The organism is Mesorhizobium maamorense, assembly GCF_044998965.1.
Classification (GTDB): Bacteria; Pseudomonadota; Alphaproteobacteria; order Rhizobiales; family Rhizobiaceae; genus Mesorhizobium.
This window is the reverse complement of the sequence record NZ_CP173356.1, coordinates 1,554,819-1,579,203: the sequence shown is the minus strand read 5'-3', so window position 1 is coordinate 1,579,203 and position 24,385 is coordinate 1,554,819. Positions and strand designations below refer to the sequence as shown.

The window sequence follows — 24,385 nt, the reverse complement described above, 5'->3', positions numbered from 1 at the left end:
TTTCGTGGGGGCAGCTGTGACAATGATCCGAAGATCTGGACGCGACCGGCGTGGCAATTATGCGCTGATGACCGTGCTCGCCATGGTGCCGCTGATGGGTGCCGTGGCTATCGCCGTCGACTATACGGAAATGGTGGGCCAAAGGCAAAACGCCTTGAATGCCTTGGACGCGGCAGGCTTCGCCACGGCCCAGCAGATCGTTGCCGGCGCCAGCGACGCCGACGCGGTGGCCTATGCCAAGAATTTCTTCGAAGCCAATCTCGCGCATATCGATCCGGCCAACACCACGCTGGCCGTGACGCTGCCCAACAACAACACGGGCGGCGGGACGCTGAAGCTCTGCGCTACCTTGGTCTACAAGCCCTATTTCGAGCCGACGGCTAAACTACTGCTGGGCGGCAGCGCCGGGAGCACCGATATCGGCTTCAGCACCTGCTCCGAAGTGCGCCTCAAGAACACGCTGGAAGTGTCGCTGGTGCTCGATAATTCCGGTTCGATGAAGGAGCTCGGCAAAGGCTCGAACAAGGTGCGGTTCGACCTTCTCAAGAGCGCCGCCAAGCAGCTGGTCGACCAGTTGGCCGGCCAGGCCCAGCAGATGAGACAGGTCACCAAGCCGGTCCAGTTCAGCCTCGTTCCCTTTGCCGCCTCCGTGAATGTCGGTGCGGGCAACGCTTCGGCGGCGTGGATGGACACGACCGGCCTATCGCCTATCCATCATGAGAATTTCGACTGGACGACCATGAGTTCGTCCTTTTCGTCCACCAAATACGCGCAGAAGATTGCCGGCATCTGGTACGCGAAAGGCACCGGCTGGGACGCGAGCCAGAAAGACCAGCCGCTGACCCGGTTCTCGATCTACAAACAGATGAAACGCATTTCAGCGTGCAGTCTCAAGAATTGGGACGGTACTTGTGCATCGAACGCGACCTTCACCTATGCGCCGGTCGCGAGTTGGGGTGGCTGCGTCGAGTCGCGCCCATATCCATACAATATCCAGGACACAGCTGCATCGACGACACTGCCTGCAACGCTTTTCGTGCCTATGTTCGCGCCCGACGAAACCGACCGCGTCGATAGCTCTTCAAGGCCAGCCAATAACAATTGGGATGTCGACGCCCCAGTGAGTTCAACCGCGTCCGATGCCGCACGCCAGCGCTATATGCCAAAATATTTCGACTGGGTGAACAAGGTGACGCCGGCCTACGGCATGGACGCCGGGCCGAATACAAGCTGCAGCACGACGGCAATCACGCCACTGACCGATGTTTCCACGACAGCCGGCGCAACTTTGATCAAGAACGCCATCGATGCCATGGCCGACGACGGCGCCACCAACGTTCCGGAAGGCATGGCCTGGGGCTGGCGGACCCTTTCCAGCACCGCACCTTTCACCGAGGGCCGGCCCGAAACGGAAAGAGGCAACGACAAAGTACTGATCGTGCTGACCGACGGCGCCAACACCTACTACACGCCGACCTCGGTGACGGCGCAGACCTACTCTGGAACCAATTGGAATTCTGGCGGTAACGACCTGGCTGGCAGCAAGGCGATCTATTCGGCTCTCGGTTACGTCGTTCCCTACAGCAACGGCTACAGCTACGGCCGCATGTTCCTCGGAACGGATGTCACCAAGGACGACTACAGCAACGCCAACTACACTAAGGCCATGAACGAGCATTTCACCGCGCTCTGCAATAACGCCAAGGCCGCCGGGGTCATGGTCATGACCATCGCGCTTGATCTGGACGCCACCAAGACAGCGGAGAAAACGCAGATGGATGCGCTGAAGGCCTGTTCTTCGGATTCCCGCTTCAGCAAGGACAAGACCGATCCGAGCAAGCCGATGAAGCTGTTCTGGAATTCGACGGGCGCAACGCTGTCCGACGATTTCAAGGCGATCGGCAACGAGCTGTCCAACCTGCGCATCGTCAGCTGATCCGACGAATTCCACGTCGACGCCCTGCATCCGGCGGGGCGCCTGTTTGGACGGCACGGGGCCGCAACTTCCAGATTGGTTAGCGGTTGATGAAGCGCTGGGCCAGCAATCGAGCGGTTTCCCAAACCCGTCCTTCAGCGTTTTGTGGAAAGCTGGCGTCGATCGAGAATCCGCCGGCGGGGGCCGCTGCAAGACATGCGTGAAATCTGGCGTCAATTCCACCGCGACAGGCGCGGCAACTATGCTCTCGTGACAGCCTTCGCGATGGTCCCGCTGATGGGCGGGCTGGCGCTCGCGGTCGACTTCACGGAAATGAACCGCGAAAAGCAGACGGTGTTGAACGCGCTCGACGCCGCCAACTTCGCCACGGCACGCCGCCTGACGGAAGGCGCCACCGACGACCAGCTGAGGGCCTATGCGCTCGACTTCTTCAACGCCAATCTGAACGATGTCGATGCCGCCAACACGACGCTCAACCTCACTTTGCCCAGCAACGCCGCTGGCGGCGGAACAATGAAGCTTTGCGGCACCTTGACCTATAATCCTTACTTCCTGCCAACGGCGAAGATACTGCTCGGCGGCACCGGCGCCACCAATATCGGCTTCACCGCGTGCTCGGAGGTGCGGCTGAAGAACACGCTCGAAGTGGCGCTGGTGCTCGACAATTCCGGATCGATGGTCACGCCCGGAACCGGCTCGGGGCAGAAGCGCATCGATCTCCTCAAGACCGCGGCGAAGCAGCTGGTCGACACGCTTGCCCAGCACGCCGCGATGATCAAGCAGGTCGACAAGCCGGTGCAGTTCGGCCTCGTACCCTTTGCCGCCTCGGTCAATGTCGGTCCTGGCAACGGCAATGCATCCTGGATGGACACCGAGGGCCTGTCACCGGTGTCGAACGAGAATTTCGACTGGTCGACGCTGAACGCCGCCAACAAATACGCCCAGCAGACCAACGGCATCTGGTACAAACGCGGCACCGGCTGGGGCGACGAGGAAGGCCAGATGCTGACCCGGTTTTCGCTCTACCGCGACATGAAGGTCGTCACCAGCCATGAGCGTGTTAAAAACAGCAAGCACGTTGTTTGTGCTGAATACAACTGGAACAATACCTGCAAGCGCAGTTACGACGCATACGACTATGTCGATTCCTACGGTCCGTTCGCCAGCTGGCAAGGCTGTGTCGAAGCCCGGCCTTACCCCTACAATGTCAACGACGCCCCGCCGTCCGGCGGCTCGGCCAACACCGGGATAGGCGTGGGCGATCCGGCGACGATGTTCGTGCCGATGTTCGCCCCGGATGAACCCGGCAATCACTGGAAGATCACCCAGGATCCCAACGAAGCCGCACCAAAGACCTACGGCGCCATCAACAGCTGGTGGAACGACGATCCTTCGAGCAGCAGCGGCCAAGCCCGGCTGCGCAACATGACCAAGTATTTCCAGCCGCGGCCGATCGATGCACCGGTATTGCCCGCAGGCAACGGCCCGAACTACAGTTGCACTACCAACCCGATCACGCCGCTGACCGACGTCAGCGTCGCCGATGGGCTCGCTACGATCAAAGCCGCGATCGACCTGATGCAGCCGGATGGCGGCACCAATGTTCCCGAGGGCATGGGCTGGGGCTGGCGGGTGGTCTCGAGCGGCGAGCCGTTCACGCAGGGGCGCCCGGAAACAGAAAAAGGCAACGACAAGGTGGTGATCGTGCTGACCGACGGCGCCAACACCTATTACACGCCTTCCTCGCTCAGTTATTCCGACCCCGCCGATCTCGAAGTCGACCTACGCGTCCTACGGCTATCTCAAGCCCGGCTATGCCGGCACCTCGGTCGGGCGCCTGTTCATGGGTACATCCAGCGCCATCGGCCAGTTCGACTATTCGAACGGCAATTACACCAGCGCGCTCAACGAGCAGATGACGACGCTTTGCAACAACGCCAAGGCGGCCGACATCATGGTGATGACGGTGGCTCTCGACCTGTCCACGACCAAGACCACCGACAAGAACGCCATCGATGCGCTGAAATCATGCTCGTCGGACTCGCGCTTCCGCAAGGACCCGGCGGATCCGAGCAAACCCGCCAAGCTGTTCTGGAATGCGACGGGCGCCAGCCTGTCGAACGATTTCAAGGAAATCGGCAACGAATTGTCGAACCTGCGCGTGGTCGGTTAACCGAACTCTGGCGCAACGCCCGACGCCGCCAAGCCCTTGTGGGCGCCTGCCGCAACGGGCACATAATGGCTGCACGCTGGACCGCATCCATCGCGGCACGCCTGGGGACGAACAATGCCCGATACCGCCAACCACCTCGCCTTCGCGCTGGTCTGCCTGGGCATGGTGCTGACGCCGGGTCCAAACATGATCTACCTGATCTCGCGCTCCCTGTCGCAAGGGCCGAAGGCCGGGTTGATCTCGCTTGGCGGGGTCGCCGTCGGTTTTCTCTTCTATGTGCTGTCGGCGGCATTCGGAATCACGGCGCTGCTGCTGGCCGTGCCCTTCGCCTATGACGCGCTGCGCTTTGCCGGCGTGCTCTATCTCCTGTGGCTGGCCTGGCAGGCCGTGAAGCCGGGCGGACGCTCGCCATTCCAGGTGCGCGACCTGCCGAAAGACGGGCCGCGCAAGCTGTTCGCCATGGGCCTGATGACCAATCTGCTCAATCCGAAGGTGGCGGTGCTCTATTTGTCGCTGCTGCCGCAATTCATCAGCATTGGCAAAGGCCATGTCCTGTCTCAGCTTCTTGTGCTCGGCGCGACGCAGATTTCGATCAGCCTGACCGTAAATGCCATCATCGCGGTGACGGCCGGCTCGATCGCCGCGTTTCTCGCCGGGCGGCCTTTGTGGCTGGTCATCCAGCGCTGGACGATGGGAGGCGTGCTGACGGCGCTGGCGCTGAAGATGGCGACCGACGCACAGCGCTGAGGGCGGCGGTCCCGGCGTTGGTCTACATCGGCCGCCTTGTCTGCTGGGTCCGCTCCGGTTCCACCACCTTGCGGTAGAGGTGCCAGGTGGCATGGCCAAGGATAGGCATAACGACCGCGAGCCCGGCAAACAGCGGGATCGAACCGATCACCAGCAGCACTGCGACCGTCAGGCCCCAAAGAGCCATCTGCAGCGGATTTGCCATCACCGCCCGGGCCGAGGTTTCTATGGCCGAAACGGCGCCGACGTCACGGTCGAGCAGCAGCGGGAAGGCGACGACAGTGGTGGCCAACACGATCACGGCGAAAACGAAGCCGGCGGCGTTGCCGAGAAGGATCAACGTCCAGCCTTTGCTGGTCGTCAGCACGTCGCGGACAAAGGCGCCGATCGAAGCCGGCGGCTGGTCGCCGAACAGGCTGGTGTAGATCGACTGCGCGGTGAACAGCCACAACAGGAACAGTACGAAAAGCATGATGCCGATGACCGCGATCGAAGGCACCGCCGGCGAGTGGCGGACATCGAGGGCATGCCGCCAATTGGTGTTCATGCCGAGCTCGCGCCGGCGGCTGATCTCGTAGAGGCCGAGCGCGGCGAAAGGGCCGACAAGGGCGAAACCCGACATCAAGGGATAGACGAGCTGAATGGCGTTGGAGCCAGACGTCCACTGCGTCAGGATCAGGCCGACGATGGGATAGATCAGGCACAGGAAAACGTAGTGAGACGGTTTTGCCCAGAAATCCTCGGCGCCGAGCCGCAGCGCATCCCAGAGGTCCGATGTGGTGATGTGGCGCACCGTGGGCTGCACATGCATTCCACGCGCGTCCGCCATGACATGAAAGCTGGCCATAAGCTTCCTCCCGTTGTCGGGGGCGGTCACCACCGTGATGGCCGCCCGTAGCTGCCACTAGTAGATGTAACAGCATACCCGATTTGCCAGGGGCTGTCGCCAAATCGATGGTTCCGGACAGGCTATCACGGGATTGTCATCGCTGCCCGGCAGAAGCCGCGCGATCTTCGGCATCGGATTTCCCGGACGATGGGCCATTTTGAAGCTGGATGGCCAAACGCAACGCTTGAAGACTACGCGGTGCGATCAGAGAAGGCCAAGGCATCAATTTCCTCGACAGTTTCTTCGGCTTGCCCGTCAAAAGCCATGATCGCGACTATGCAGGCAGGAATGAGCATTGTCATCGACCTCCCTCCAGAACCGCGCCGGACAAGGCGCTCCTTGCTGATCGGCCTTGCGGCCATTGCCGGGCTTGCTGCTTGCAGCACCGTTTCCGTGCCCACGGGTGAGGGCGCAGGTGTCTCTTCCTCCGCCACGGCCACCCTGGCCAACTTGCGCGCCGCGGCCGGGCGGACTCCGCTGACCGCGGACACCCAGCTCGAACAGGCGGCGTTGCAGCAGGCCGGCTACATGGCGTCGCGGACGCGCATGAGTCACACCACCGGCTGGGGCAAGGATTTCGCCTCGCGCATGAAGGACAATGGCGTGCACGGCGCTGCGGCCGAGAACATCGCCGAAGGCCGCTTCGACCAGCAGAAACTGTTCGATATCTGGATGCATTCGACCGGCCACCGGCGCAACATACTCGACCCGGACTTCAGTCGTTTCGGGCTTGCCTATGTCCGCGACGGCCGCGACCCCGGCCTCCGCTACTGGGCCCTGGTGCTCGGAAGGTAGCAAAGCCATCGCCGGCAGCGGCATCGCCGGCAGCGGACAGCCGTCGGCGAATATCAATCCATATGTGCCGCCGGCGCGCCGCCAGCCGGCGCCGTCTTCGGCTTGCGCAGCAGGATCACGAACGGAATGGCGGCCAGCGTCATTATCATCAGGATTTTGAAGTCGTTGACGTAAGAGATCATCATCGCCTGGATGTTCACCATCCTGTCGACCTGGGACAATGCCATCTGGTCGCCGCCGGCCGCCGCCGGCGAAACCGCCCACAGATTGGGGTTGAACGGATTGATAAAGGTGGAAAGCTCGGCGTGATTTATCTGTGTATTGCGCACCATGAGCACCGTCACGACCGATACGCCGATGGACGAGCCGAGGTTGCGCACAAGGCTGAACAAAGCCGTGGCATCGGTGCGGAAGCGCACGTCAAGCGTGGCGAAGGCCACCGTCGACAGCGGCACGAATACCATTCCCATTCCCAGGCCCTGGATGATGCCGGAAGTGATGATCAGCCAGTTGTCCATCTGGGGCGAGAAGCCGGCCATCGTGTAGAGCGACTGCGCGGTCAGGAGGAAGCCGATGACGACGAGGATTCTGGCGTCGACCTTGCTCATGAGCCGGCCGACGACGAGCATCGAGATCATCGTCCCCACGCCGCGCGGCCCGATCACGATGCCGATGGTGATGGTCGGATAGCCGAAGATGGTCGACAGCATCGGCGGCAGCAGCGACATGCTCGCCAGGATGAGCACGCCCATGACGAAGATGAACGCCAGCCCGGTCACGAAATTGCGGTCGAGGAAGATCTTGGGGTCGATGAAGGGATGCTCTGCCGTCATCGTGTGGATGATGAACACCCAGAAGCCGGTTATCGAAAGGCCAAGCTCGATCCAGATCTCGACCGACGAGAACCAGTCGACCTCGCCACCACGATCGAGCAGCAGCTGCAGAGCGCCGACGCCGAGCGATATCATGGCGAAGCCGAAGAAATCGAAGCTTCGCACCCGCCGCGCAATGGCCGGCAGATAAGCGGCCATGCCGAGGAAGGCGACGATGCCGACCGGCAGGTTGATGAAGAACACCCAGCGCCAGCTGAAATTCTCGGTCAGCCAGCCACCAAGCGTCGGACCCAGAATCGGCCCCAGCATGATGCCGGCGCCCCAGATGGCCATTGCCTGGCCGTGGCGTTCCTTCGGGTTGATGTCGAGCAGGAAGGTCTGCGACAGGGGCACGATCGCGGCGCCGAACACGCCTTGCATGAGCCGGAACAACACAATGGTTTCAAGGCTCCAGGCCAGACCGCACAGCATCGAGAAGATGGTGAAGCCGACCACCGCCGTCAGGAACAGTTCCTTGCGGCCGAAACGGTCCGCAAGCCAGCCGGTGACCGGCGTCATGATCGCCGCCGCCACGATATAGGAGGTCAGCACCCAGTTGATGTTGTCGGGCGAGGCGCCGAGATCGCCGGTCATGGTCGGTAGCGCGACGTTGGCGATCGTGGTGTCGAGCGCCTGCATGATCGTCGCCAGCATGAGCGCAACCGTGATCAGGCCACGATGCGGCACTTCTTTGAAAGGTTCTGGCGTGCTCATGATGCGGAACTTCCAGCCGGTAACAAAAACGTGTACACAGGGTTTCCGGGCGGCAAAGCCTTCCGTTGAGAGACCCTCATCGCGGTGGGACGCGATTATCGATGTGGGGGTTACATCGACCGAAAGTCTCGATTGAGCGGATGCCTGCCGCCCGGAAACATGAGGACCGACGGGTCCGTGTCGAAGATTTCAGCTTTCGATCAAGCCGCGATGCGGTTTGCCCCGAAGGCTGACCCTTTAACTCCTCCCATCAGACCAATCCCCCTGCTCAGTGCGTCCACCCGCATGATCCCCGCGGGCTTCCGCTGATTTACTTCGCGACCTCGCCAGCCGTGGCGTGGCCGAAAATGCCAGGCAGGCCGCGCGCCACGCCCGTGTCGACGGTAACGGCCGCGCTCATGCCTGTGCGCAGCATCATCTTGGCGTCGGGATCGCTCAGCTCCAGACGGACCGGAATACGCTGGGTGACCTTGACCCAGTTGCCGGTAGCGTTCTGGGCGGGCAGCAGCGAGAAGTCCGCGCCGGTGCCGGCGCCGATGGCCTTGACGGTCGCTTCGAAGGTCCTGCCCGGATAGGTGTCGACCACGATTTCGGCCTTCTGGCCCGGCTTCATATTGGTCAGCTGCGTTTCCTTGAAATTGGCGTCGATCCAGGTATCGCCGGTCTCGACCAGCGAAAACAGCGGCGTGCCGGAGCCGACATACTGGCCGACCTTGAAGGAAGCAGCCTGGTAGACGACGCCATCGGCGGGCGCCTTCACGGTGGTCTGCGCTAGGTCGTAGGCAGCCTTGTCGCGCGCGGCGAGCGCCGACATCACGGTCGGATGTTTGTCGGTCTCGATATCGGGATTGCCGCCAAGCGCCGCCTTGGCGCTGACGATACCCTGTTCGGCGACGGCAAGCTGCTGCTTTGCCTTATCGAGATCGTTCCTGGCCTCATCGAGCGAAGACTTGGCGTTGATGCCTTTCTGGGCGAGATCGGCGGCACGGTCGTATTGCGACTGGGCATAGGCAACTTCGCTGCTGGCGGATTTCTCCTGCGCCATGGCCTGGCTGTAGGCGGCACGCAGCTGCTCGACGTTGAGCCGCGCCGCTGCCACCGCCGCGTCGGCCTGCGCAAGTGCGATCCGGTAAGGCTCGGGGTCAATGGCGAAGAGAAGATCGCCTTGCTTCACCCTCTGATTGTCCGAGATGGCGACCTGAACGATGCGGCCCGCCGTATCCGAGGCGATCGATACCTTGGCCTGCTGCAGGTTGGCGTTCTCCGTCTCCTGGTAGCGCCCCCCAGTGACCCAGACATAGCCGCCACCAATGACCAACGCCGCCGGCAGGGCGAACATCAACAAGAAGCGGCCGAGACGGCGCTTCTTCTTTGGCGCCGGCGCCGGCTCTGCCGGAGGTGTCATTGTAACAGGGGCCGCGGCCGGCTGCTGCGGCGCTTCCATTTCCACTTTGGCGGCGTTTTCGTCGACCTTGGCTACCGCGTTCATGCTGCTGCGCCTTCCGTATTCTTGACCTTGTCGCAGGACGGTGAATCGCCATCCGCGAGATTCTGTGCCATCGCATCCAATGCCCTGATCAGGACGCGGCGATCGTCCGGCGAAACGCCGGTCAGCGACTCCTCATAGACTTCGCCGGCGAGGCTCTTGACCTCCGCATACGCGGCACTTGCCTTGGGAGTTGGGAAGATCATGCGCACGCGGCGGTCGGCGGCGTCGGAGCGGCGCTCGATCCAGCCGCCCTCCTCCATCCGGTCAACCAGCCGCGAGACGCTGATCGGCTCGATTTCAAGCAGTTCGGCAAGCCGCGCCTGCGAAACGCCCGCTTCCTTGGCGACGCGAACCATCAGGCGCCATTGCGCCGAGGACAGGCCAAGGCCGCTGGCGCGCGCTTCGAAGCGCTTTCGCATCAGCCGCTGCACGTCGTGGATCAAAAATCCCAATCTGTCTACGCCTTCGGAAACCATGAGTGGCATATATAATAAGCGTGCTTATCATTCAAGTCCGGCATTGTTCCAGAAGCCGGCAAACGTGCATGGCAGCCGTGCAGCACAATCATGGCTGCGTCCGATGATTTCGGCCGCCGCGACACCCATTACAAGCGGTTGCGGATCAGCATGGTGACAACGAAGAAGGCGCCGAGCGAGCTGGTGATGATGCCGATCGGCAGTTCCTGCGGCGGCAGCAATGTGCGCGCCAGAAGGTCGCTTGCCAGCAACAGCACCGCCCCGAACAGCGCGCAACTTACGATCAGGCGCAGATGCAGCGCGCCGGCCAGCGGCCGCGACAGATGCGGGATCATGAGGCCGACGAAGCCGATGACGCCAGCGACCGAAACCAGGATCGCGGTCGAAAAAGCGGCGACCAGAAACGTCGTCCGTCGCATTCGCGCCACCGGCACGCCAAGACTTTCGGCGGCATTTTCGCCGGCCAGGAAAGCGTCCAGCCGGCGATGATTCCACAGCCCGTACGCCGCAATCGTGCCGGCCCCAAGCGCACCCAGCCAGATATTGTCCCACCGCGCAAGGCCGAGCCCGCCCATCGTCCAGAACAGCACCGAATGGGCGGCGCGCTGGTCACCGGCAAAGACCAGGTAATTGGTCAATGCGGTGAACATGAAGGAGACCGCAAGTCCGGCGAGGATCAGCCGTTCGGGGCCTTGTCCCCTCACCCGCGCAACCAGCAAAAGCACAACGCAAGCCGCCAGAATACCGCCGGTGAACGCAGCGATCGGTAGCGTCCAGATCCCGAAACTGTCGCCGAAGACGGTGATGACGGAGACAGCGCCGGCGGCGGCTCCCGACGAGAGGCCGAACAGGAACGGATCGGCAAGATCGTTGCGCGTCACCGTCTGTAACAGCGCGCCGACCACGCCCAGGCCGCCGCCGACACAGATGGCCAGGATTATGCGCGGCAATCTGAGGTCGACGACGATCCTGCCGACCGGGCCGGACACGTCATGCCCCTTCAATCCGATCGCATGGCCAAGTGCTGCAACGACGTCGCCCAACGGAATCATCGTCGAGCCATAGGCGATCGACAGCAGCGCGAACGCGGCGATTGCCAACGCCGCCGCCGTCATGGCCAATAGGAATGCCTTGTGCCGCAAAGTCATGTTCCCGGTTAAAACGCTTCCGGATGCATCGCCCTGGCAATCTTGCCGATCGCGTCGATATTGGCCGGCCCGGGTGTCAGTTCGGCATAGCGAAGCGCCACGAAGCGTTCGTTCCTGACCGCGTCCGTCTCCTTCATTGCCGGATGCGCTTTCAGGAAATCGAGCAGCTTCCGGTAGCCGCCGCCATCCTGATAGTCGAGCAGGATGAGGAATTGCGGATTGCGCGAGGCCACCGTCTCCCAATCCGTGTTGCCCCAGCTGGTGTCCATGTCGGCCATGATGTTGTCGCCGCCGGCCGCGGAAATCATGGCGTTGGGAATGGCGAACTTGCCTGATGTGAACGGCTTGTCCTCGCCGGAATCATAGAGGAACACGCGCGTTCCCCTGCGGGCGCCGACCTTGGCCGTGATTTCGGCGAGCTGCGCCTTCCAGCCGGAGACGAGCTTATCCGCTTCGGCCTCCTTGCCGAAGATCTTGCCCAGCTTCTCGACATCGCCATAGAGCAGGTCCATCGAAGCGGCGGGGCGGTTCTTGTCGAGATGGACGCAGCTTTCCGTCAGCACCAGGGTCTTGATGCCGTGTTGCGCCAGCGTATCGGGCGTCACCTCGCCGCCCGGCTTCATGCCGTAGTACCAACCGGCGAAGAAGAAGTCGGGCTCGACAGCGACCAGGTTTTCCAGCGTCGGATATTTGGGCGCCAGTTCCGGGATCGAGCCTTGCTCGGCCTTGAATTCGGGGCCGACCTTGTACCATCCGGTGATGCCGGTCAGGCCGACGATCGACGGCTGCAGCTTCAGGGCGAAGGCCATCTCGGCCATGTTGAGATCGTGAATGACAGCGCGCTTTGGAGGCGCGTCGAAGGTCAGCGACTTGCCGCAGCTGTCGACCGTCACCGGAAAGGCGAAGGCCGTAGAGGCCAGCAGGGAGAAGGCAAGAGACACGGCAAGGCGTTTCACGGATGTTGCTCCTTGTTGAACGGGATCTGCCGGAAATGGCTTCGATCACGAAGATGGCGCGGCACGGTTCGGAACCTCGAACACCGTCAGCTCGCGGTCCTCCGTCGGGTGGCGCAACCTAAAGACGTCGATACCGAAGATCTCGCGGATCAGCTGCTGGGTGAGTGCTTCCCGTGGCGGCGCCAGCACATGCAACCGGCCATGGCTCATCACCGCGACCCTGGTGACGAAAGGCGTCACCAGTGCCAGATCGTGCAGCACCGCGATCACGGTCATGCCGAGGCCTGCAACCAGTTCGAGCAACTCGCTGCGCGCCCGCGGGTCGAGATGGTTGGTCGGCTCGTCGAGGAACAGGATCTTCGGCTCCTGCGCGATGGCGCGGGCAAGCTGGGCGCGCTGGCGCTCGCCGCCCGACAGCGAGCCGATGGTGCGGCCAAGCAGCGGCAACAGCCCGGTCCGGCGCAGAGCCTCGACGACAATGTCGCGTTCCTCGCTCCTGTGCCTGCGGCCGGTATGCGGAACCCGGCCGAGCTCGACATAGTCGATCACCGCCAGCCGTGGATCCGGTTGATCGGTCTGGCCGACGACGGCGATGTGCAGCGCCCGCTCGGCGGTCGAAATCCTGTCCAGCAAGCGCCCGGTTAGCTTCACTTCGCCCGAACTCGGCCTCAGCATGCCCGATAGCATGCGCAGCAATGTCGTCTTGCCGGCGCCGTTGGGACCGATGATGGCGAGACGGTCGCCCGCCGCCACCGAAAGGCTGACCGGATACACCAGATGCAGGCCATCCGCCGCTGCGGCCAGGTCGCGGGCATCGAGAAGCGGCGCGGTCATGGGCAATTCCTTGCAGGGCCTGCCGGAATACGGGCCAGCGTCTTGCTTGCCAGTCCTGCCGGACGCTGGCCTGAATTCACCTCGGTGGCGATATCGCGGCAAAGCGTGCACACGACGATGCGATGCATGGCAATGCGATGTATGCGATCGATGGAGCCGTCCAACTTCCGTCACTTTCAAAATGGCGACGGAAGGAAGCTGGCTTGAACCGGTCGACAAGACCGAAACCTGCGTCTCCTCCCGGCACACCCCGTCCGGTCAACTCATGCAGATGGCAGGTCTCCTGGCTCGCGGGTCGTTGCGCCATCCTGCCTTCCCAGCCTTGCCGGCCAGTGGCTTCTCGGATTTTGCTCGCCGCTTACAGTTGCGGGGGCAGCCATGGCTTCGACCCGAAAATCGGGCCTCACCATGTTCCCTTTTCACCCCTCGCCTTGCGGCGCGGGGACCATCACGAGTCGCAGCCTAGGATGCAGGCAGCGTCAAGGCAAGGTCGATGCATGTTCTGTTATAACGATACAAACGTGTGGTCAATCACTATCGCGCGCCACCAGTTCCAGCGGCCAGACCTCGCGAATGATCTCTGGCCCTTTCGCGCCGGCGAAAGCCGGGAGCGAGGCGAGCAGGATTTCGCCGAGCCGCCGCCCCATCGGGTCAAGGCTCGGACGAAAGCCGGTCAGCGCCGGCGAGAAATAACGGCAGAGTGGCGTGTCTACGATGACGATCACCGCGACATCCTGCCCGGGTTTGATCCCCATTTCGGCGAGCGCTTTGCAGCCGCCGAGCGCCATCGAGTCGTTGTTGAAGATAATCGCGGTCGGCGGATCCTTCGACCGCATGACTTGCGGTGTCACCGCGTAGCCACCGGCTTCGTTGATAAAACCATCCACAATCAGGCCGGGATCGACTTCGATGCCGTGCCGCCGCAGCGCCTTGCAATAACCCTCCAGAAACAGATAACCGAAATTCAGGTCAAGCGACGGCCGGATGGCGGCGATGCGGCGGTGGCCACGCGCAACCAGCCGGTCGACCGCATCGGCGCCCGCCTTCTCGAAATCCAGATCCAGAGAGGGATAGCTGTCGTCGCCGGACCGGCTTCGGCCGAGCGTCGCGAAGGGAAAGCCGGCCTTGCTCAGATAGTCGATGCGATCGTCCTCGCGCCGCGTCCAGGCCAGTACGACGGCATCGGCACGACGCGTCTCGACGACGCGGCGCAGCCGCTCCTGTTGATAATCCGCCGGCGCGCCCATGACGATGATCAGGTCCAGCCCGCACTCGGCCAATGTCGCTTGCAGTCCGGTGAGGAACGGAATGAAGAACGGCTCGCCATACTGCTGGTCGCCCGGATGCGGCTGCAGCATGAAAGCCACGGCATGGGTGGTGCCGCGGCGTAGGTTCCTGCCCGAGTGGTTCGGTGAATAATTGAGCTTCCGGGCCGCCTCGAGCACGCGCTGGCGTGTCTCGGCGTTCACGTCGGCGCGCCCGTTAAGCGCGCGCGAGACTGTACCGATCGAAATGTTCAGGTGCCGCGCAAGATCGTGAATGCTGGACGCCAAGACCTCCCCCTCCTGCTTCTGGCTAGCACCAGCCGGTCGTGCGGCCAAGGCGTTTCAGAGCCGACGGTACAAATCCGATTGACAATATATGCCATCGGGTGTGTCATCGTAAACGTTTACGGAAGTCATTTACGGACTGCCGTGGGTGCCAGCCAGGAGGGGTTGGCCGGAGGAGCGCTGGATGATGCACGTCGTCCTGGTCGGGTGCGGAGCCATGAGCAAAACCTGGCTCGAGGCCATCAGCCAATCCCCTGCCGTCAAGATCGTCGGTCTCGTCGACCTCGACGCCGACAGGGCGCGCCAGCGGGCACGCGAATACGACCTCGCCGGGGTCGCGATCGGGACCGATCTCGACGTCGTTCTCTCCCAGACCAGACCCGATGCGGTGTTCGACGTGGTCGTGCCTGCCGCCCGTCGCGCCGTGGCGAATTCGGCCTTTGCCCATGGCTGTCATCTGTTGACGGAAAAGCCGCTGGCCGACAGCCCGGACAATGCGCGCGCCATCATCGACGATGCGCGGCGCGCCCGGCGCATCCATGCCGTGGTGCAGAACCGCCGCTACGTCGCCAACGTCCGGCGCATCCGGCGCTTCCTCGGCTCCGGGGCCATCGGCGCTGCGACCAGCATCCATGCCGATTTTTTCATTGCGCCGCATTTCGGCGGTTTCCGCGAAGGCATGCGCCATGTGCTGCTGCTCGACATGGCGATCCATACATTCGACGCCGCCCGCTACATGGTCGATGGCGAGCCGACCGAAGTGTATTGCCGGGAATGGGAGCCGGCCAATTCCTGGTACCGGCAGGGATCGTCGGCAAGCGCCACCTTCGAGCTCGGCCAGGGCAAGATGTTCACCTATCGCGGCAGTTGGTGCGCCGACGGTTTCCGCACCAGTTGGGAAGGCAGTTGGCGCATCGTCGGCGAACGCGGCAGCCTGACCTGGGATGGTCATGACGAGTTGAAGGCCGAAGCCGTGCTGCCGGAACGCGAAGGCCTCCTCGACAAGGTCGTGCCGGTAGCGGTGCCGCCGCTCGACCCTGCCGACCGCATCGGCGGGCATCTCGGCGTCATGGAAGATTTCGTCCGCGCCGTGGAAACCGGCACCGAGCCGGAGACGCGCGGCGCCGACAATATCAAGAGCCTGGCCATGGTTTTCGCGGCGATCGAAAGCGCCGAGACCGGGCGCCGGATCGAAATCCCCAGGCAGGAAGGATGACCATGGCGGACCCGCTTCTTGACATCAGGATCGGCACCATGGTGCGGGCCAATCTCGAAGATCCGGCCGCCTATGTCAGGCAGATCCTGCCGCTCGGTTTCGAGAGCGTCCAGCCCTTCTTCTGGCAGACGCTGGGCGGCAAGGACCTGGGGCGGCTCGCCGGCGAGATCCGCGACGCGATCGGCGATGCCGATGTCAGCGTCAGCTCGATCGGCGTGTTCGGCAATCCACTCGAGAGCGGCGACACCGACCGCGGCGTGCTCAAGGCCTGGGAAACGGTGATCGACAGCGCGCATCTGTTCGGCACCAATCTGGTCAGCGGTTTTACCGGCCGCATCCGCGGCAAGCAGCTGACCGACAGCCTGCCGCGCTACCGCGAAGTCTGGGGCGAATTGGCCAAACGCGCGGCCGACAAGGGCGTGCGCATCGCCTTCGAGAATTGCGCCATGGATGGCAACTGGGCCGGCGGCGACTGGAACATCGCCCATAATCCGGACGCCTGGGAGCTGATGTTCAACGAATTGCCGGATGAGAATCTGGGTCTGGAATGGGAGCCCTGCCATCAGTTGGTCTATCTGATCGACCCGATCCCGCAGATCCGCAAATGGGCGCCGCGCATCTTCCATGTCCACGGCAAAGACGCGACGGTGCGCTGGGATGTCATCCGCGAGCACGGCGTCTTCGGCCGCCTGCCCTTCGTGCAGATGCGCACGCCCGGCTTCGGCGACAGCGACTGGACGCGGGTGATCAGCGAATTACGGCTGGCCGGATACAAGGGCGCCATCGACATCGAAGGTTGGCACGACCCGGTCTATCGCGACGATCTTGAAATTACAGGCCAGGTCCGCGCGCTGGAATACCTCCAGCAATGCAGGGGAGGCCTGAGCTACCTGCCGAACCCGACGTGAGGATTGGCCGGCGGGAGGAGCCGGACGGGATTGCCGAAGCAGATGTCGAAACCCTCGCTCGCGAGGACAAAGGAGGAACGTGCATGAGCATCGCCAAGAGAACGACACTTCTGCGCACGACCGTGGTGGCGACCGCCACGGCGCTCGCCGCCGCCATCTCCACCTTGCCGGCACAGGCGCTCGACGCGCAATGGTGCAAGGACGTCCACATCCGTTTCTTCGTCGGCGGCGCCGAGGGCGACGCTTTCGGCACCATTGTCTACAATGGCGCCAAGCAGGCTGCGGCCGATCTCGGACCGAAAGTGGATTACATCTTCTCAGGCTGGGACATCGAAAAAATGGTCCAGCAGCTGCGCGAGGCGGTCGCCGTCAAGCCCAACGGTATTGCCATGATGGGCCACCCCGGCGACGCCGCCATCATGCCGCTGGCCGAACAGGCGCATAAGGACGGCATCAAGATGATGTACCAGAACGTGCCGGTGCCGACGGTGGTGGCGGCCTTCGGCGGGGGCTATGTCGGCGCGCAGCAGGAACAGCAGGGCCGCGCGCTCGGCGCGGAAGCCTTCAAGCTGGCCAAGCTCAAGGCCGGTGACAAGGCAATCATGATCGGCCCGTTCGAGAATGAGAGCCGCGGCGCCCGCGAGCGAGGAACCGTCTCCGCCTTGAAAGAGGCCGGCATCGATGTCGTTCAAATCAATTCCGCAACCGAGTGGGCAGCCGATCCGAATCTGGCGATCCCGGTGATCACCGCCGCCTTGCTCAACAATCCCGGCGTGAAGGCCGTCGGCTACCCGGGCGGACAGATGCTCGGCAACGTCCAGACCTATATGACGGCGGCGGGCCGGAAGCCGGGCGACATCTTCAATTTCGGCTTCGACACCAGCCCGCAGATCGTCGAAGCCTTCAAGGGCGGCTGGGTGCAGCTGACCGCCGACCAGCAGCCGTTCATGCAGGGCTATCTGCCGATCCTCAGCCTCTGCCAGCAAGTGGTGCTGGGGCTGGCACCGATGAATGTCGATACCGGCGCCGGCTTCGTCACGCCTGAGAATTACAAGATCGTCGCCGAACTGGCCAAGCAGGCACTACGCTGACCTCCCAAGCCGCCGGCCGGGGGCTCAGGCCCGGCCGGCGGGACCGCCGGCGAGGCCCGGCATGCGACAAGCAAGCGAGGACCCGATGGCCGAACGCATCATCGAACTGCGCGACATCACGAAATCCTACGGCCAGGTCTATGCGCTTGGCGGGGTCAATCTCAGCGTCGACCGCGGCGAGGTGGTCGGACTGATCGGCGACAATGGCGCCGGCAAGTCGACGCTGATCAAGATCCTCGCCGGCGCGGTCAAGCCGACCAACGGCGAGATCCTCGTTCGCGGCAAGCCGGTCACCGGCTGGAACGCGGCGCGCTCGCGCGACGCCGGCATCGAGACCGTTTTCCAGGACCGTGCGCTGGCCGTGCAGCAGACCATCGTGCGCAATATCTTCATGGGACGCGAACTCACCGGTTTCCTCGGCTGGCTGAAAGTCGGCACCGAAATCAGGGAGGCGAGCCGGCTTATGCGCGAGATCGGCTTCACTTCGAAAGTGTTCACGCCGCAGTCCGTCGTCGGCCAGCTTTCCGGCGGCGAGCGCCAGGGCGTGGCGATCGCGCGCGCCATCTACAAGCAGGCCGACCTGATCATCCTCGACGAGCCGACAACGGCTCTGTCGCTGACCGAAACCGCCAAGGTCTTCCACTTCGTGCGCCAGGTGCGGGCGAGCGGGCGCTCGATCCTGTTCATCGGCCACAACATCCACCATGTCTTCGACATCGCCGACCGTTTCGTCGTGCTCGATCGTGGCACTGTGGCGCTGCAGGCCGACAAGCGCGACATCAAGTCGGCCGACACGCTCGTCAATTTCATGGAAGACCTCGCGCATCCCGGCGGACTGCCCGGCTTGGGCGAAGCCCAGCGCGCGGAGGACACAAGGCCATGAGCAACATCGCCGAGCCCAATCGCCAGGCTCCCTCGCCCCATACCGAAATGGGCGAAGCGGCGTGGAAGCACCCGTCGGATCATTTGCTGCGCGGCTTCGTTCTCGACAATCGCGCGGCGCTGGGCACGCTCGGCGTTTTCGTGGTGATGATGGTCGCCTTCACCATCGCCAATCCGACGGTGTTCACCACCTGGTTCCTCTACAGCTCGGTGCTGACCACGCTGCCGGTCGCGCTGTTCGTGGTCGTGCCGCTGGTCTTTGTCGTCACCTCCGGCGAAATCGACCTGTCGTTTCCGGCGACGATGGGTTTTGCCTCCTGGGTTTTCGCGCTGGTCGTTCAGGCCGGCTACGATCCCTTCCTCGGCATCGTCGCAGCACTCGCCACCGGCATGCTGCTCGGCTTCCTGGTCGGCGTGCTGGTCGTCTATGGCAGCCTGTCGTCGCTGATCGCCACGCTCGGCATGAACTTCCTGCTGCGCGGGCTGATCCAGATCATCAACGAAGGCAAGTCGACCGCGCTGCCGACGCTCGGGCAAAGCTGGACCTATACGATCTTCTCCAGCCAGGTTTACGGGATTCCGGTACAGATCCTGTGGGCGCTCGCCTTCGTCGTGTTCGCCGCGCTGCTCTACAACCGCCACCGCTTCGGCGCGCAGGTGAAGGTGGTCGGCGACAATCCCGACAGCGCCCAGCAGATGGGCATCGACGTCAAGCGGGTGAAGGTCAAGGTGTTCGTCTTCGTCGGCATCGGGGCCGCGATCGGCGGCACCTTCTCGACGATGATCAACTTCACCTGGTGGCCAACCGCCGGCGACGGCTATCTGTTGCCGGTGCTGGCTTCGGTGTTCGTCGGCGGCACGCCGACCTGGGGCGGCATCGGTACCGTGTTTGGCGGCGCTATCGGCGCGCTGACGGTGGCGTTCATCCAGACCGGCGTCGTCGCTGCCGGCCTCAGCGGCTTCTATGTGCAGTTCTTCAACGGGCTGATCATCATCCTGTCGCTGCTTGGCCACCGCTGGAACCAGGCGCGCTACCGCTGAAACGCTACCCAAGGCCGGCCGTTCGGCGCGACCGTCCGAGCTCAATCCGGTAGCTACAACGGCGGCCGCGCGGACGAGAACGCAGGGCCGGGGTCGTCGATTTACGTCACGCGCAATATCGATCAAACTGATGAAATGCGACGCTTTGGTGCACCCAGTGCACTTTCGCTTGATTTAGTGCACCCTCTGCATTAAATTTGGCGCGATGGAACAGCCACATGCCCACTTTGAAGGTTCTCGACGGCATCAAGATTCAGGTCTTTGCGGATGACCATAACCTGCCTCACTTTCACGCGTTGAAGGGTGAGTATGAAGTCCTGATCAGGATTGGCTCATGGAACGTGTTGCGTGGCCAAATGCGTCGCAAAGACCTCGATGCCGTAATCGCTTGGGCTAACTCGCATGAAGAGGAGTTGCGCAATGAATGGACCCGCCTCAATGGTTGACGATACCGTAACAGTCGGCAATCCGCTCCCCAGGATCGCCTCGGTCACCATGATTGATGGCCGCCGCGTGCGCATCACCTGGCGAGACGGCCGCTCCAATACGGTTGACCTGAATCCAGTGTTGAATAGCCATCGACACTTCATTCCGCTTCGCGACGATGACGAGCTGTTTGGAACCATGCGGGTTAACGAAGACGGCAATGCAATCGAGTGGGACGGGGGAATCGAGTTGTCAGCCGAATGGATCGATCCCCTGCCCTCAATTGGTATGGAGAACCGGGAATTCCGCCATATCATGGACGATCTGCTGAAATTCTCGCTTGAGGGGATGGCGCTCCAGTTGGAAATCTCCAGGCGCCAAATTGCCAACTATAGAGGATCGACACCGATCCCCAATTCAATCGCGTTGGCTACTCGATATCTCGCCGAGAAGGCCGGTCAACGATGACCCCGTCTGGAGGCGGATAGGCTCGCTGACTGTTCCAAGCATGCGGCTGCTGGCCGCCAGCGCATCGTGGCTTTGGGTTGACGGTCGGTCTGTTACATCGAAGCGTCTGGTTTGGCCTCATCGTAACGAGGCACCATGCCTACCCCATCGGCAGCGCGGGCCAGCGGTCCACGAGGCTGCCGCCCGAAAAAACCGCGATCGGTCCGAACTGCTGCAGCACCGCCTCGCTCTGCGTCGGGCGCAGGAAGGCGTAGTCGCCGGACCTGGTGGCGGCATCGCCGGGCAGGCCCATGAACTGCTGGTTCGAGGAAAGGCCAAGCAGGCCATTGGCCTTCATGCCTTCGGGAAACACCGGTTCGGCCATCCATTTGCCGCCATAGAGATAGCAACCCTTGCGCGGAAACCGGCCGACCGTCTGCAGCAGGCGGGTGACCGCCGGCGGGCCTGGCAGCATCGGCTCGACCACCTTGAGGATCGGCGTGGCGATGAAGGCCGCGGGCTGGAAGCCGTCGAGGCCGGGCGTGTCGAAATCCCCGGGCAGCACGAAGGCCGACCCGATCGACACTTCGTTGGCCATGCCGCCACGATGAAGCAACGCGGTCTTCGAGCCGCCGATGTTCAGTGTTCGGTGCTGGTCCTCGCCGAGAGCCGCGATGAACGCCGCGGCCCGCTGCGACGCCTCTGCCAGCGCCTTTTTGGGACCGCCGAACAGACCGGGAATGTGCGGCGCGTGCGCCTCGTAGGCCATGACGCCTTCGCAGCGCAACCGGGCGGGCAGCACGTTCAATGCCTTCGACAGCGCACGCGGTTCGGCGAACCCGCCCCGATGCAGCCCGACATCGATCTCGAAAGCGATGCGCAACCCGACGTCGAGTTCGGCGGCCAGAGCGCCGTATTCCGCCAGTCTCTCCTCGCTGTCGATCAGCCAGCAGGCGCGCGACCAGTCGGCGGTACCGCTTGAAATCGCTTGCCTTGCCGCGCCGACCGGCATCGGCTTGCCGTAAAGCATGTCGGCATCGGGAAGAGCGTCGAGCACGGCCCTTGTGATCGGCGGATGAAACGTCATGAAGCGATGGGTGCCGAGCGCCTCGGCGATATGCGAAAGCAGCGGCAGGCAAGCAAGCGACTTGTCGACCAGCCGCACGGCAAGGCCGGGCGCCAGTCTCTGCTTCACCAGGTCGATGTTGCGGTCCAGCCGGTCGCGGTCGAGCACGAGACAAGGCCGAAAGACGCCGGCCGCCCTCAACGCATCCGACAGCGTGGTGAAATAGCCGCTCATTGGCCGATGCCGAACAGGCCGGCCATGTAGGGCGAGACGAAACGGTTCTCGGGATCGATGTCTCGCCGAACAGCCATCGCATCATCCCAGCGCGGATAGAGCTTTTTGAAATCCGCCGCCTTCAGGCTGTGCATCTTGCCCCAATGCGGCCGGCCGCCATGCCTGCGAAAGATCGGCTCGGCCGCCCGCATGAAGGGCTCAGGGTCGTTGGCGGCATCGTGGTGAATGGCGATCGAGCAGGTCAGACGCTTGTAGAAGGGCGAAAGCCAGAACATGTCGGGTGCCACCGAGCGCACCTCCATCGGAAAATAGACTTCCGGAAAGTGCTTCTCGGTCAGCTCGATGATCTGCGTGATCACCTTCGGCCCCTCCTCGAAAGGCAGATGATACTCCATCTCGTTGAACTTGGTCTGGCGGTCGCTGGCATAGACGTTGAGCCAGTCTTGCACATAATCCTCGGCCGGCACCTTCTTCACGGCGCCGCGGATCAAAGAGCGGCGCAGCCACGGCAGCCGGCGCAGCCCCGGCTCAGCTTGCGTAGCGTCGCCAGGCCGGCCTCGTCGTCGTCGGTCGGCCTGGTGGTCGGGTTCGCGTCGCTGAGGTCGCTGGCGATGAACTGCGCGTAGCCGGAAAACGGAATGTAGTAGAATTCGGCCGACCGGTGCGCGGCCATCATCATCTCGAAATCGCGCAGCATGTCGGCGATCGGCAGCACCCATTTGCGGCGGCGCAGCCGGTAGGTCGCGATGTTGTTCAGCGTGACTTCGGTCAAGATGCCGAAGGCGCCGAGCGCAACGCCCATCGCATGGATCATGTCCTGGTCGCGGGTCCGATCGAATTCGCGCAACTCGCCCCGCCCGTCCACGATCTGCACCGTCTCCAACCGGGTGTGGTAAGCGCCCAGCGCCGGCCCGGAACCATGGGTGGCGGTGCCCAGCGCGCCGCCGATCGCCTGACGGTCGATGTCGCCCATATTGGGCAGGCCCTGGCCCAGGCCTTGCAGTATGTGCATCAGCGGGCCGAGCCGGGTCCCTGCCCGCACCCGCGCGCGATGGCTTTGTACATCGTGCGAGACCAGCCCCTCGATCTTCTCCAGGGAAACGATCGAGCCTTGCGATGCCACCAGCGGCGTGAAGGAGTGGCCAGCACCCGCCACGCGCAGCGGCCCAGGTGCCGTGCGCACCAGATCGGCAAGCTCGCCGGCGTCGGTTGGAGTGGCGACCAGCTTCGGCTCGGCGCGCACGAAGCCCGACCAGTTGCTCCAGTTCCGCGCGGTGATCGTCGACATCTAGCCGTCCCGTCAGACGCGCCGACGGCGCATAGTGGCCACGAACAGGCCAAGCAGGGCCACGCTGGCAAACGCGCTTGCCGCGGCGAATTCCGGCACGGGCCGGAAATCCTTGCCGTCGATGAGCAGCGACGCCGCGACCGGCCCGATCGCCAGGCCGAAGAGCTGTGCAGCCGGCACCAGCAGCACGGCGGTACGCGTCTCGTCCGCCGTGATCGCCAGCCGGATCTGATAGGGTACGATGAACAACAGGATGAAGCCCATGACAAAGGCGGCGATCCAGAATGTCGTCAGGCCAGGTGCGCTGGCAAGAACAAGGGAGGAGACCAGCGCGACGGCACCGATGGCCGTAATGGCAATGCGGTAATCGATGCGCGCCTCGAACACGGTCGCCGTCATCGCGCCCAGGACCTGCGTCGCCAGGCTGGCCGAGACGATCAGACCAACGGTCCAGCTATCAATCCCATACTGCGCACCGAGCGGTTCCAGGAAGGCCCAGATCGCGCCGAAGAACATGAAGTAGCAGAAGACCGACACTAGCGCGGTGATCGACGGAACCGTCAGCACATTGGCCAGGTTCTCCTCTTTCGGCAGGTCGGCGTAGTCACCGGGTACGGTGAAAGCGGCCGCCAGCGAGACGACGCAGACGACGGCAAGCACGATGAAGCCGCCGGACGACCCCGCCTCGGGAATGACATAGAGTGCCAAAAGCAGAGCGAGCGCACATTGCGCCAGGGTCTGCAGCGTCACGAAATAGCCGCCGATGCGCTCCGCCCGGCGCGAACGGGCGATCAGTTCGGTGGCGATCGCGACCAGACCACCTTCAGCCAGCCCGGCGATGGCGCGGGCGGCGATCAGCGCATTGGCGCTTGCGGCATGGGCGGTCCATACATTCGCCAGGGCCAGCAGGATCAAAAGGACGGCGCATTTCCAGCGCATGTTGCGCGCGGAAAGCAGCATCGCCACCACGGCTGAACCGATGGCGATCGCGATCATCTCCGCCGTGGCGACCAGCGCCAGTTCATCGCCGCTGACATGGCCCTCGGTGTAGAGCGCGCCAAGCAGCACGGGCTGAAGCCCGAGGATCAGCAGCCCGACCGAGCCGATCCATAATGCGGAGCCGAGCTCGACGCCGGTCGGGTTGCCGACCAGCCAATCGCCATTTTCCGCTTGTACGGCTTGCGTCGCAGTCACGAGGCGCCTCCCA

20 protein-coding genes, 2 pseudogenes and 1 riboswitch are annotated in these 24,385 nt (G+C 63.3%); of the genes and pseudogenes, 11 read left to right on the top strand and 11 right to left on the bottom strand.

Annotation, left to right across the window (positions count from 1 at the left end; genetic code table 11):
* The first annotated feature begins 22 nt into the window (after positions 1–22).
* The 3 genes and pseudogenes from ACIU1A_RS08025 (at position 23) to ACIU1A_RS08015 (ending at position 4,856) form a co-directional block, all read left to right on the top strand.
* Positions 23–1,936 (top strand): pilus assembly protein TadG-related protein, encoded by a 1,914-nt coding sequence (locus tag ACIU1A_RS08025; protein WP_404927037.1) that lies wholly within the window; start codon positions 23–25, stop codon positions 1,934–1,936.
* Between the two features lie 195 nt (positions 1,937–2,131).
* A pseudogene (locus tag ACIU1A_RS08020) lies at positions 2,132–4,109 on the top strand (pilus assembly protein TadG-related protein).
* A gap of 114 nt (positions 4,110–4,223) precedes the next feature.
* Entirely contained in the window at positions 4,224–4,856 is a 633-nt protein-coding gene (locus ACIU1A_RS08015; RefSeq protein ID WP_404927036.1) for a LysE family translocator, read from the top strand.
* 22 nt (positions 4,857–4,878) lie between these two features.
* On the opposite strand, the gene ACIU1A_RS08010 is transcribed toward ACIU1A_RS08015, so the two are convergent.
* The gene (locus tag ACIU1A_RS08010; RefSeq protein ID WP_140515546.1) at positions 4,879–5,703 is read right to left on the bottom strand and encodes a DUF2189 domain-containing protein; all 825 of its coding nucleotides are present in this window, start codon (positions 5,701–5,703) and stop codon (positions 4,879–4,881) included.
* A gap of 330 nt (positions 5,704–6,033) precedes the next feature.
* Between ACIU1A_RS08010 and ACIU1A_RS08005 the strand changes: the two genes are divergently transcribed.
* Positions 6,034–6,540, top strand: a complete 507-nt coding sequence (locus tag ACIU1A_RS08005) for a CAP domain-containing protein (RefSeq protein ID WP_404927035.1) — start codon at positions 6,034–6,036, stop codon at positions 6,538–6,540.
* Between the two features lie 53 nt (positions 6,541–6,593).
* Here the strand turns inward: ACIU1A_RS08005 and ACIU1A_RS08000 are convergent, their stop codons facing one another.
* From ACIU1A_RS08000 to ACIU1A_RS07970, 7 genes are all read right to left on the bottom strand, one after another.
* Positions 6,594–8,126 carry a DHA2 family efflux MFS transporter permease subunit gene (locus ACIU1A_RS08000; protein WP_140494247.1) on the bottom strand — a complete coding sequence of 511 codons (1,533 nt, stop codon included), beginning with the start codon at positions 8,124–8,126 and terminating at the stop codon, positions 6,594–6,596.
* Between the two features lie 310 nt (positions 8,127–8,436).
* Positions 8,437–9,615: an HlyD family secretion protein gene (locus ACIU1A_RS07995; RefSeq protein ID WP_140557111.1), complete on the bottom strand. Its 1,179-nt coding sequence runs from the start codon at positions 9,613–9,615 to the stop codon at positions 8,437–8,439.
* A complete protein-coding gene (locus tag ACIU1A_RS07990; RefSeq protein WP_140495025.1) occupies positions 9,612–10,091 on the bottom strand; it encodes a MarR family winged helix-turn-helix transcriptional regulator in 480 nt (159 codons plus the stop codon). Before ACIU1A_RS07990 ends, ACIU1A_RS07995 begins: the two co-directional genes overlap by 4 nt.
* Before the next feature lie 128 nt (positions 10,092–10,219).
* Positions 10,220–11,239: an iron ABC transporter permease gene (locus tag ACIU1A_RS07985; protein WP_181165125.1), complete on the bottom strand. Its 1,020-nt coding sequence runs from the start codon at positions 11,237–11,239 to the stop codon at positions 10,220–10,222.
* 8 nt (positions 11,240–11,247) lie between these two features.
* Positions 11,248–12,195, bottom strand: a complete 948-nt coding sequence (locus ACIU1A_RS07980) for an ABC transporter substrate-binding protein (protein WP_140521643.1) — start codon at positions 12,193–12,195, stop codon at positions 11,248–11,250.
* 45 nt (positions 12,196–12,240) lie between these two features.
* Positions 12,241–13,029 carry an ABC transporter ATP-binding protein gene (locus ACIU1A_RS07975; protein ID WP_404927034.1) on the bottom strand — a complete coding sequence of 263 codons (789 nt, stop codon included), beginning with the start codon at positions 13,027–13,029 and terminating at the stop codon, positions 12,241–12,243.
* 255 nt (positions 13,030–13,284) lie between these two features.
* Positions 13,285–13,494, bottom strand: a riboswitch (cobalamin riboswitch).
* A gap of 62 nt (positions 13,495–13,556) precedes the next feature.
* Positions 13,557–14,582: a LacI family DNA-binding transcriptional regulator gene (locus ACIU1A_RS07970; RefSeq protein ID WP_140494255.1), complete on the bottom strand. Its 1,026-nt coding sequence runs from the start codon at positions 14,580–14,582 to the stop codon at positions 13,557–13,559.
* A 181-nt stretch (positions 14,583–14,763) separates the two neighbouring features.
* Between ACIU1A_RS07970 and ACIU1A_RS07965 the strand changes: the two genes are divergently transcribed.
* From ACIU1A_RS07965 to ACIU1A_RS07935, 7 genes are all read left to right on the top strand, one after another.
* Positions 14,764–15,795, top strand: a complete 1,032-nt coding sequence (locus tag ACIU1A_RS07965; protein ID WP_140631406.1) for a Gfo/Idh/MocA family protein — start codon at positions 14,764–14,766, stop codon at positions 15,793–15,795.
* Between the two features lie 2 nt (positions 15,796–15,797).
* Positions 15,798–16,703, top strand: a complete 906-nt coding sequence (locus ACIU1A_RS07960; RefSeq protein WP_404927033.1) for a sugar phosphate isomerase/epimerase family protein — start codon at positions 15,798–15,800, stop codon at positions 16,701–16,703.
* 83 nt (positions 16,704–16,786) lie between these two features.
* Positions 16,787–17,794 carry a substrate-binding domain-containing protein gene (locus ACIU1A_RS07955; protein WP_140515536.1) on the top strand — a complete coding sequence of 336 codons (1,008 nt, stop codon included), beginning with the start codon at positions 16,787–16,789 and terminating at the stop codon, positions 17,792–17,794.
* 85 nt (positions 17,795–17,879) lie between these two features.
* Positions 17,880–18,677 (top strand): ATP-binding cassette domain-containing protein, encoded by a 798-nt coding sequence (locus ACIU1A_RS07950; RefSeq protein ID WP_140560600.1) that lies wholly within the window; start codon positions 17,880–17,882, stop codon positions 18,675–18,677.
* A complete protein-coding gene (locus ACIU1A_RS07945; protein WP_404927032.1) occupies positions 18,674–19,717 on the top strand; it encodes an ABC transporter permease in 1,044 nt (347 codons plus the stop codon). The genes ACIU1A_RS07950 and ACIU1A_RS07945 overlap by 4 nt, the downstream gene beginning before the upstream one ends.
* Before the next feature lie 218 nt (positions 19,718–19,935).
* Positions 19,936–20,163 carry a DUF4160 domain-containing protein gene (locus tag ACIU1A_RS07940; protein ID WP_404927031.1) on the top strand — a complete coding sequence of 76 codons (228 nt, stop codon included), beginning with the start codon at positions 19,936–19,938 and terminating at the stop codon, positions 20,161–20,163.
* Positions 20,156–20,611: a DUF2442 domain-containing protein gene (locus ACIU1A_RS07935; protein ID WP_404927030.1), complete on the top strand. Its 456-nt coding sequence runs from the start codon at positions 20,156–20,158 to the stop codon at positions 20,609–20,611. The genes ACIU1A_RS07940 and ACIU1A_RS07935 overlap by 8 nt, the downstream gene beginning before the upstream one ends.
* 139 nt (positions 20,612–20,750) lie before the next feature.
* On the opposite strand, the gene ACIU1A_RS07930 is transcribed toward ACIU1A_RS07935, so the two are convergent.
* From ACIU1A_RS07930 to ACIU1A_RS07920, 3 genes and pseudogenes are all read right to left on the bottom strand, one after another.
* Positions 20,751–21,890 carry an alanine racemase gene (locus ACIU1A_RS07930; protein ID WP_404927029.1) on the bottom strand — a complete coding sequence of 380 codons (1,140 nt, stop codon included), beginning with the start codon at positions 21,888–21,890 and terminating at the stop codon, positions 20,751–20,753.
* A pseudogene (locus ACIU1A_RS07925) lies at positions 21,887–23,178 on the bottom strand (D-arabinono-1,4-lactone oxidase). The gene ACIU1A_RS07930 and the pseudogene ACIU1A_RS07925 overlap by 4 nt, the downstream one beginning before the upstream one ends.
* A 12-nt stretch (positions 23,179–23,190) precedes the next feature.
* Positions 23,191–24,372 (bottom strand): MFS transporter, encoded by a 1,182-nt coding sequence (locus ACIU1A_RS07920; protein WP_404927028.1) that lies wholly within the window; start codon positions 24,370–24,372, stop codon positions 23,191–23,193.
* Between the last annotated feature and the right edge of the window lie 13 nt (positions 24,373–24,385).

Excerpts from the sequence above, each read along its gene's own strand:
- ACIU1A_RS08025 (WP_404927037.1), top strand. The coding sequence starts at position 23 with ATGATCCGAAGATCTGGACGCGACCGGCGTGGCAATTATGCGCTGATG.
- ACIU1A_RS08015 (WP_404927036.1), top strand. The coding sequence starts at position 4,224 with ATGCCCGATACCGCCAACCACCTCGCCTTCGCGCTGGTCTGCCTGGGC.
- ACIU1A_RS08010 (WP_140515546.1), bottom strand. The coding sequence starts at position 5,703 with ATGGCCAGCTTTCATGTCATGGCGGACGCGCGTGGAATGCATGTGCAG.
- ACIU1A_RS08005 (WP_404927035.1), top strand. The coding sequence starts at position 6,034 with ATGAGCATTGTCATCGACCTCCCTCCAGAACCGCGCCGGACAAGGCGC.
- ACIU1A_RS08000 (WP_140494247.1), bottom strand. The coding sequence starts at position 8,126 with ATGAGCACGCCAGAACCTTTCAAAGAAGTGCCGCATCGTGGCCTGATC.
- ACIU1A_RS07995 (WP_140557111.1), bottom strand. The coding sequence starts at position 9,615 with ATGAACGCGGTAGCCAAGGTCGACGAAAACGCCGCCAAAGTGGAAATG.
- ACIU1A_RS07990 (WP_140495025.1), bottom strand. The coding sequence starts at position 10,091 with ATGGTTTCCGAAGGCGTAGACAGATTGGGATTTTTGATCCACGACGTG.
- ACIU1A_RS07985 (WP_181165125.1), bottom strand. The coding sequence starts at position 11,239 with ATGACTTTGCGGCACAAGGCATTCCTATTGGCCATGACGGCGGCGGCG.
- ACIU1A_RS07975 (WP_404927034.1), bottom strand. The coding sequence starts at position 13,029 with ATGACCGCGCCGCTTCTCGATGCCCGCGACCTGGCCGCAGCGGCGGAT.
- ACIU1A_RS07965 (WP_140631406.1), top strand. The coding sequence starts at position 14,764 with ATGATGCACGTCGTCCTGGTCGGGTGCGGAGCCATGAGCAAAACCTGG.
- ACIU1A_RS07960 (WP_404927033.1), top strand. The coding sequence starts at position 15,798 with ATGGCGGACCCGCTTCTTGACATCAGGATCGGCACCATGGTGCGGGCC.
- ACIU1A_RS07955 (WP_140515536.1), top strand. The coding sequence starts at position 16,787 with ATGAGCATCGCCAAGAGAACGACACTTCTGCGCACGACCGTGGTGGCG.
- ACIU1A_RS07950 (WP_140560600.1), top strand. The coding sequence starts at position 17,880 with ATGGCCGAACGCATCATCGAACTGCGCGACATCACGAAATCCTACGGC.
- ACIU1A_RS07945 (WP_404927032.1), top strand. The coding sequence starts at position 18,674 with ATGAGCAACATCGCCGAGCCCAATCGCCAGGCTCCCTCGCCCCATACC.
- ACIU1A_RS07940 (WP_404927031.1), top strand. The coding sequence starts at position 19,936 with ATGCCCACTTTGAAGGTTCTCGACGGCATCAAGATTCAGGTCTTTGCG.
- ACIU1A_RS07935 (WP_404927030.1), top strand. The coding sequence starts at position 20,156 with ATGGTTGACGATACCGTAACAGTCGGCAATCCGCTCCCCAGGATCGCC.
- ACIU1A_RS07930 (WP_404927029.1), bottom strand. The coding sequence starts at position 21,890 with ATGAGCGGCTATTTCACCACGCTGTCGGATGCGTTGAGGGCGGCCGGC.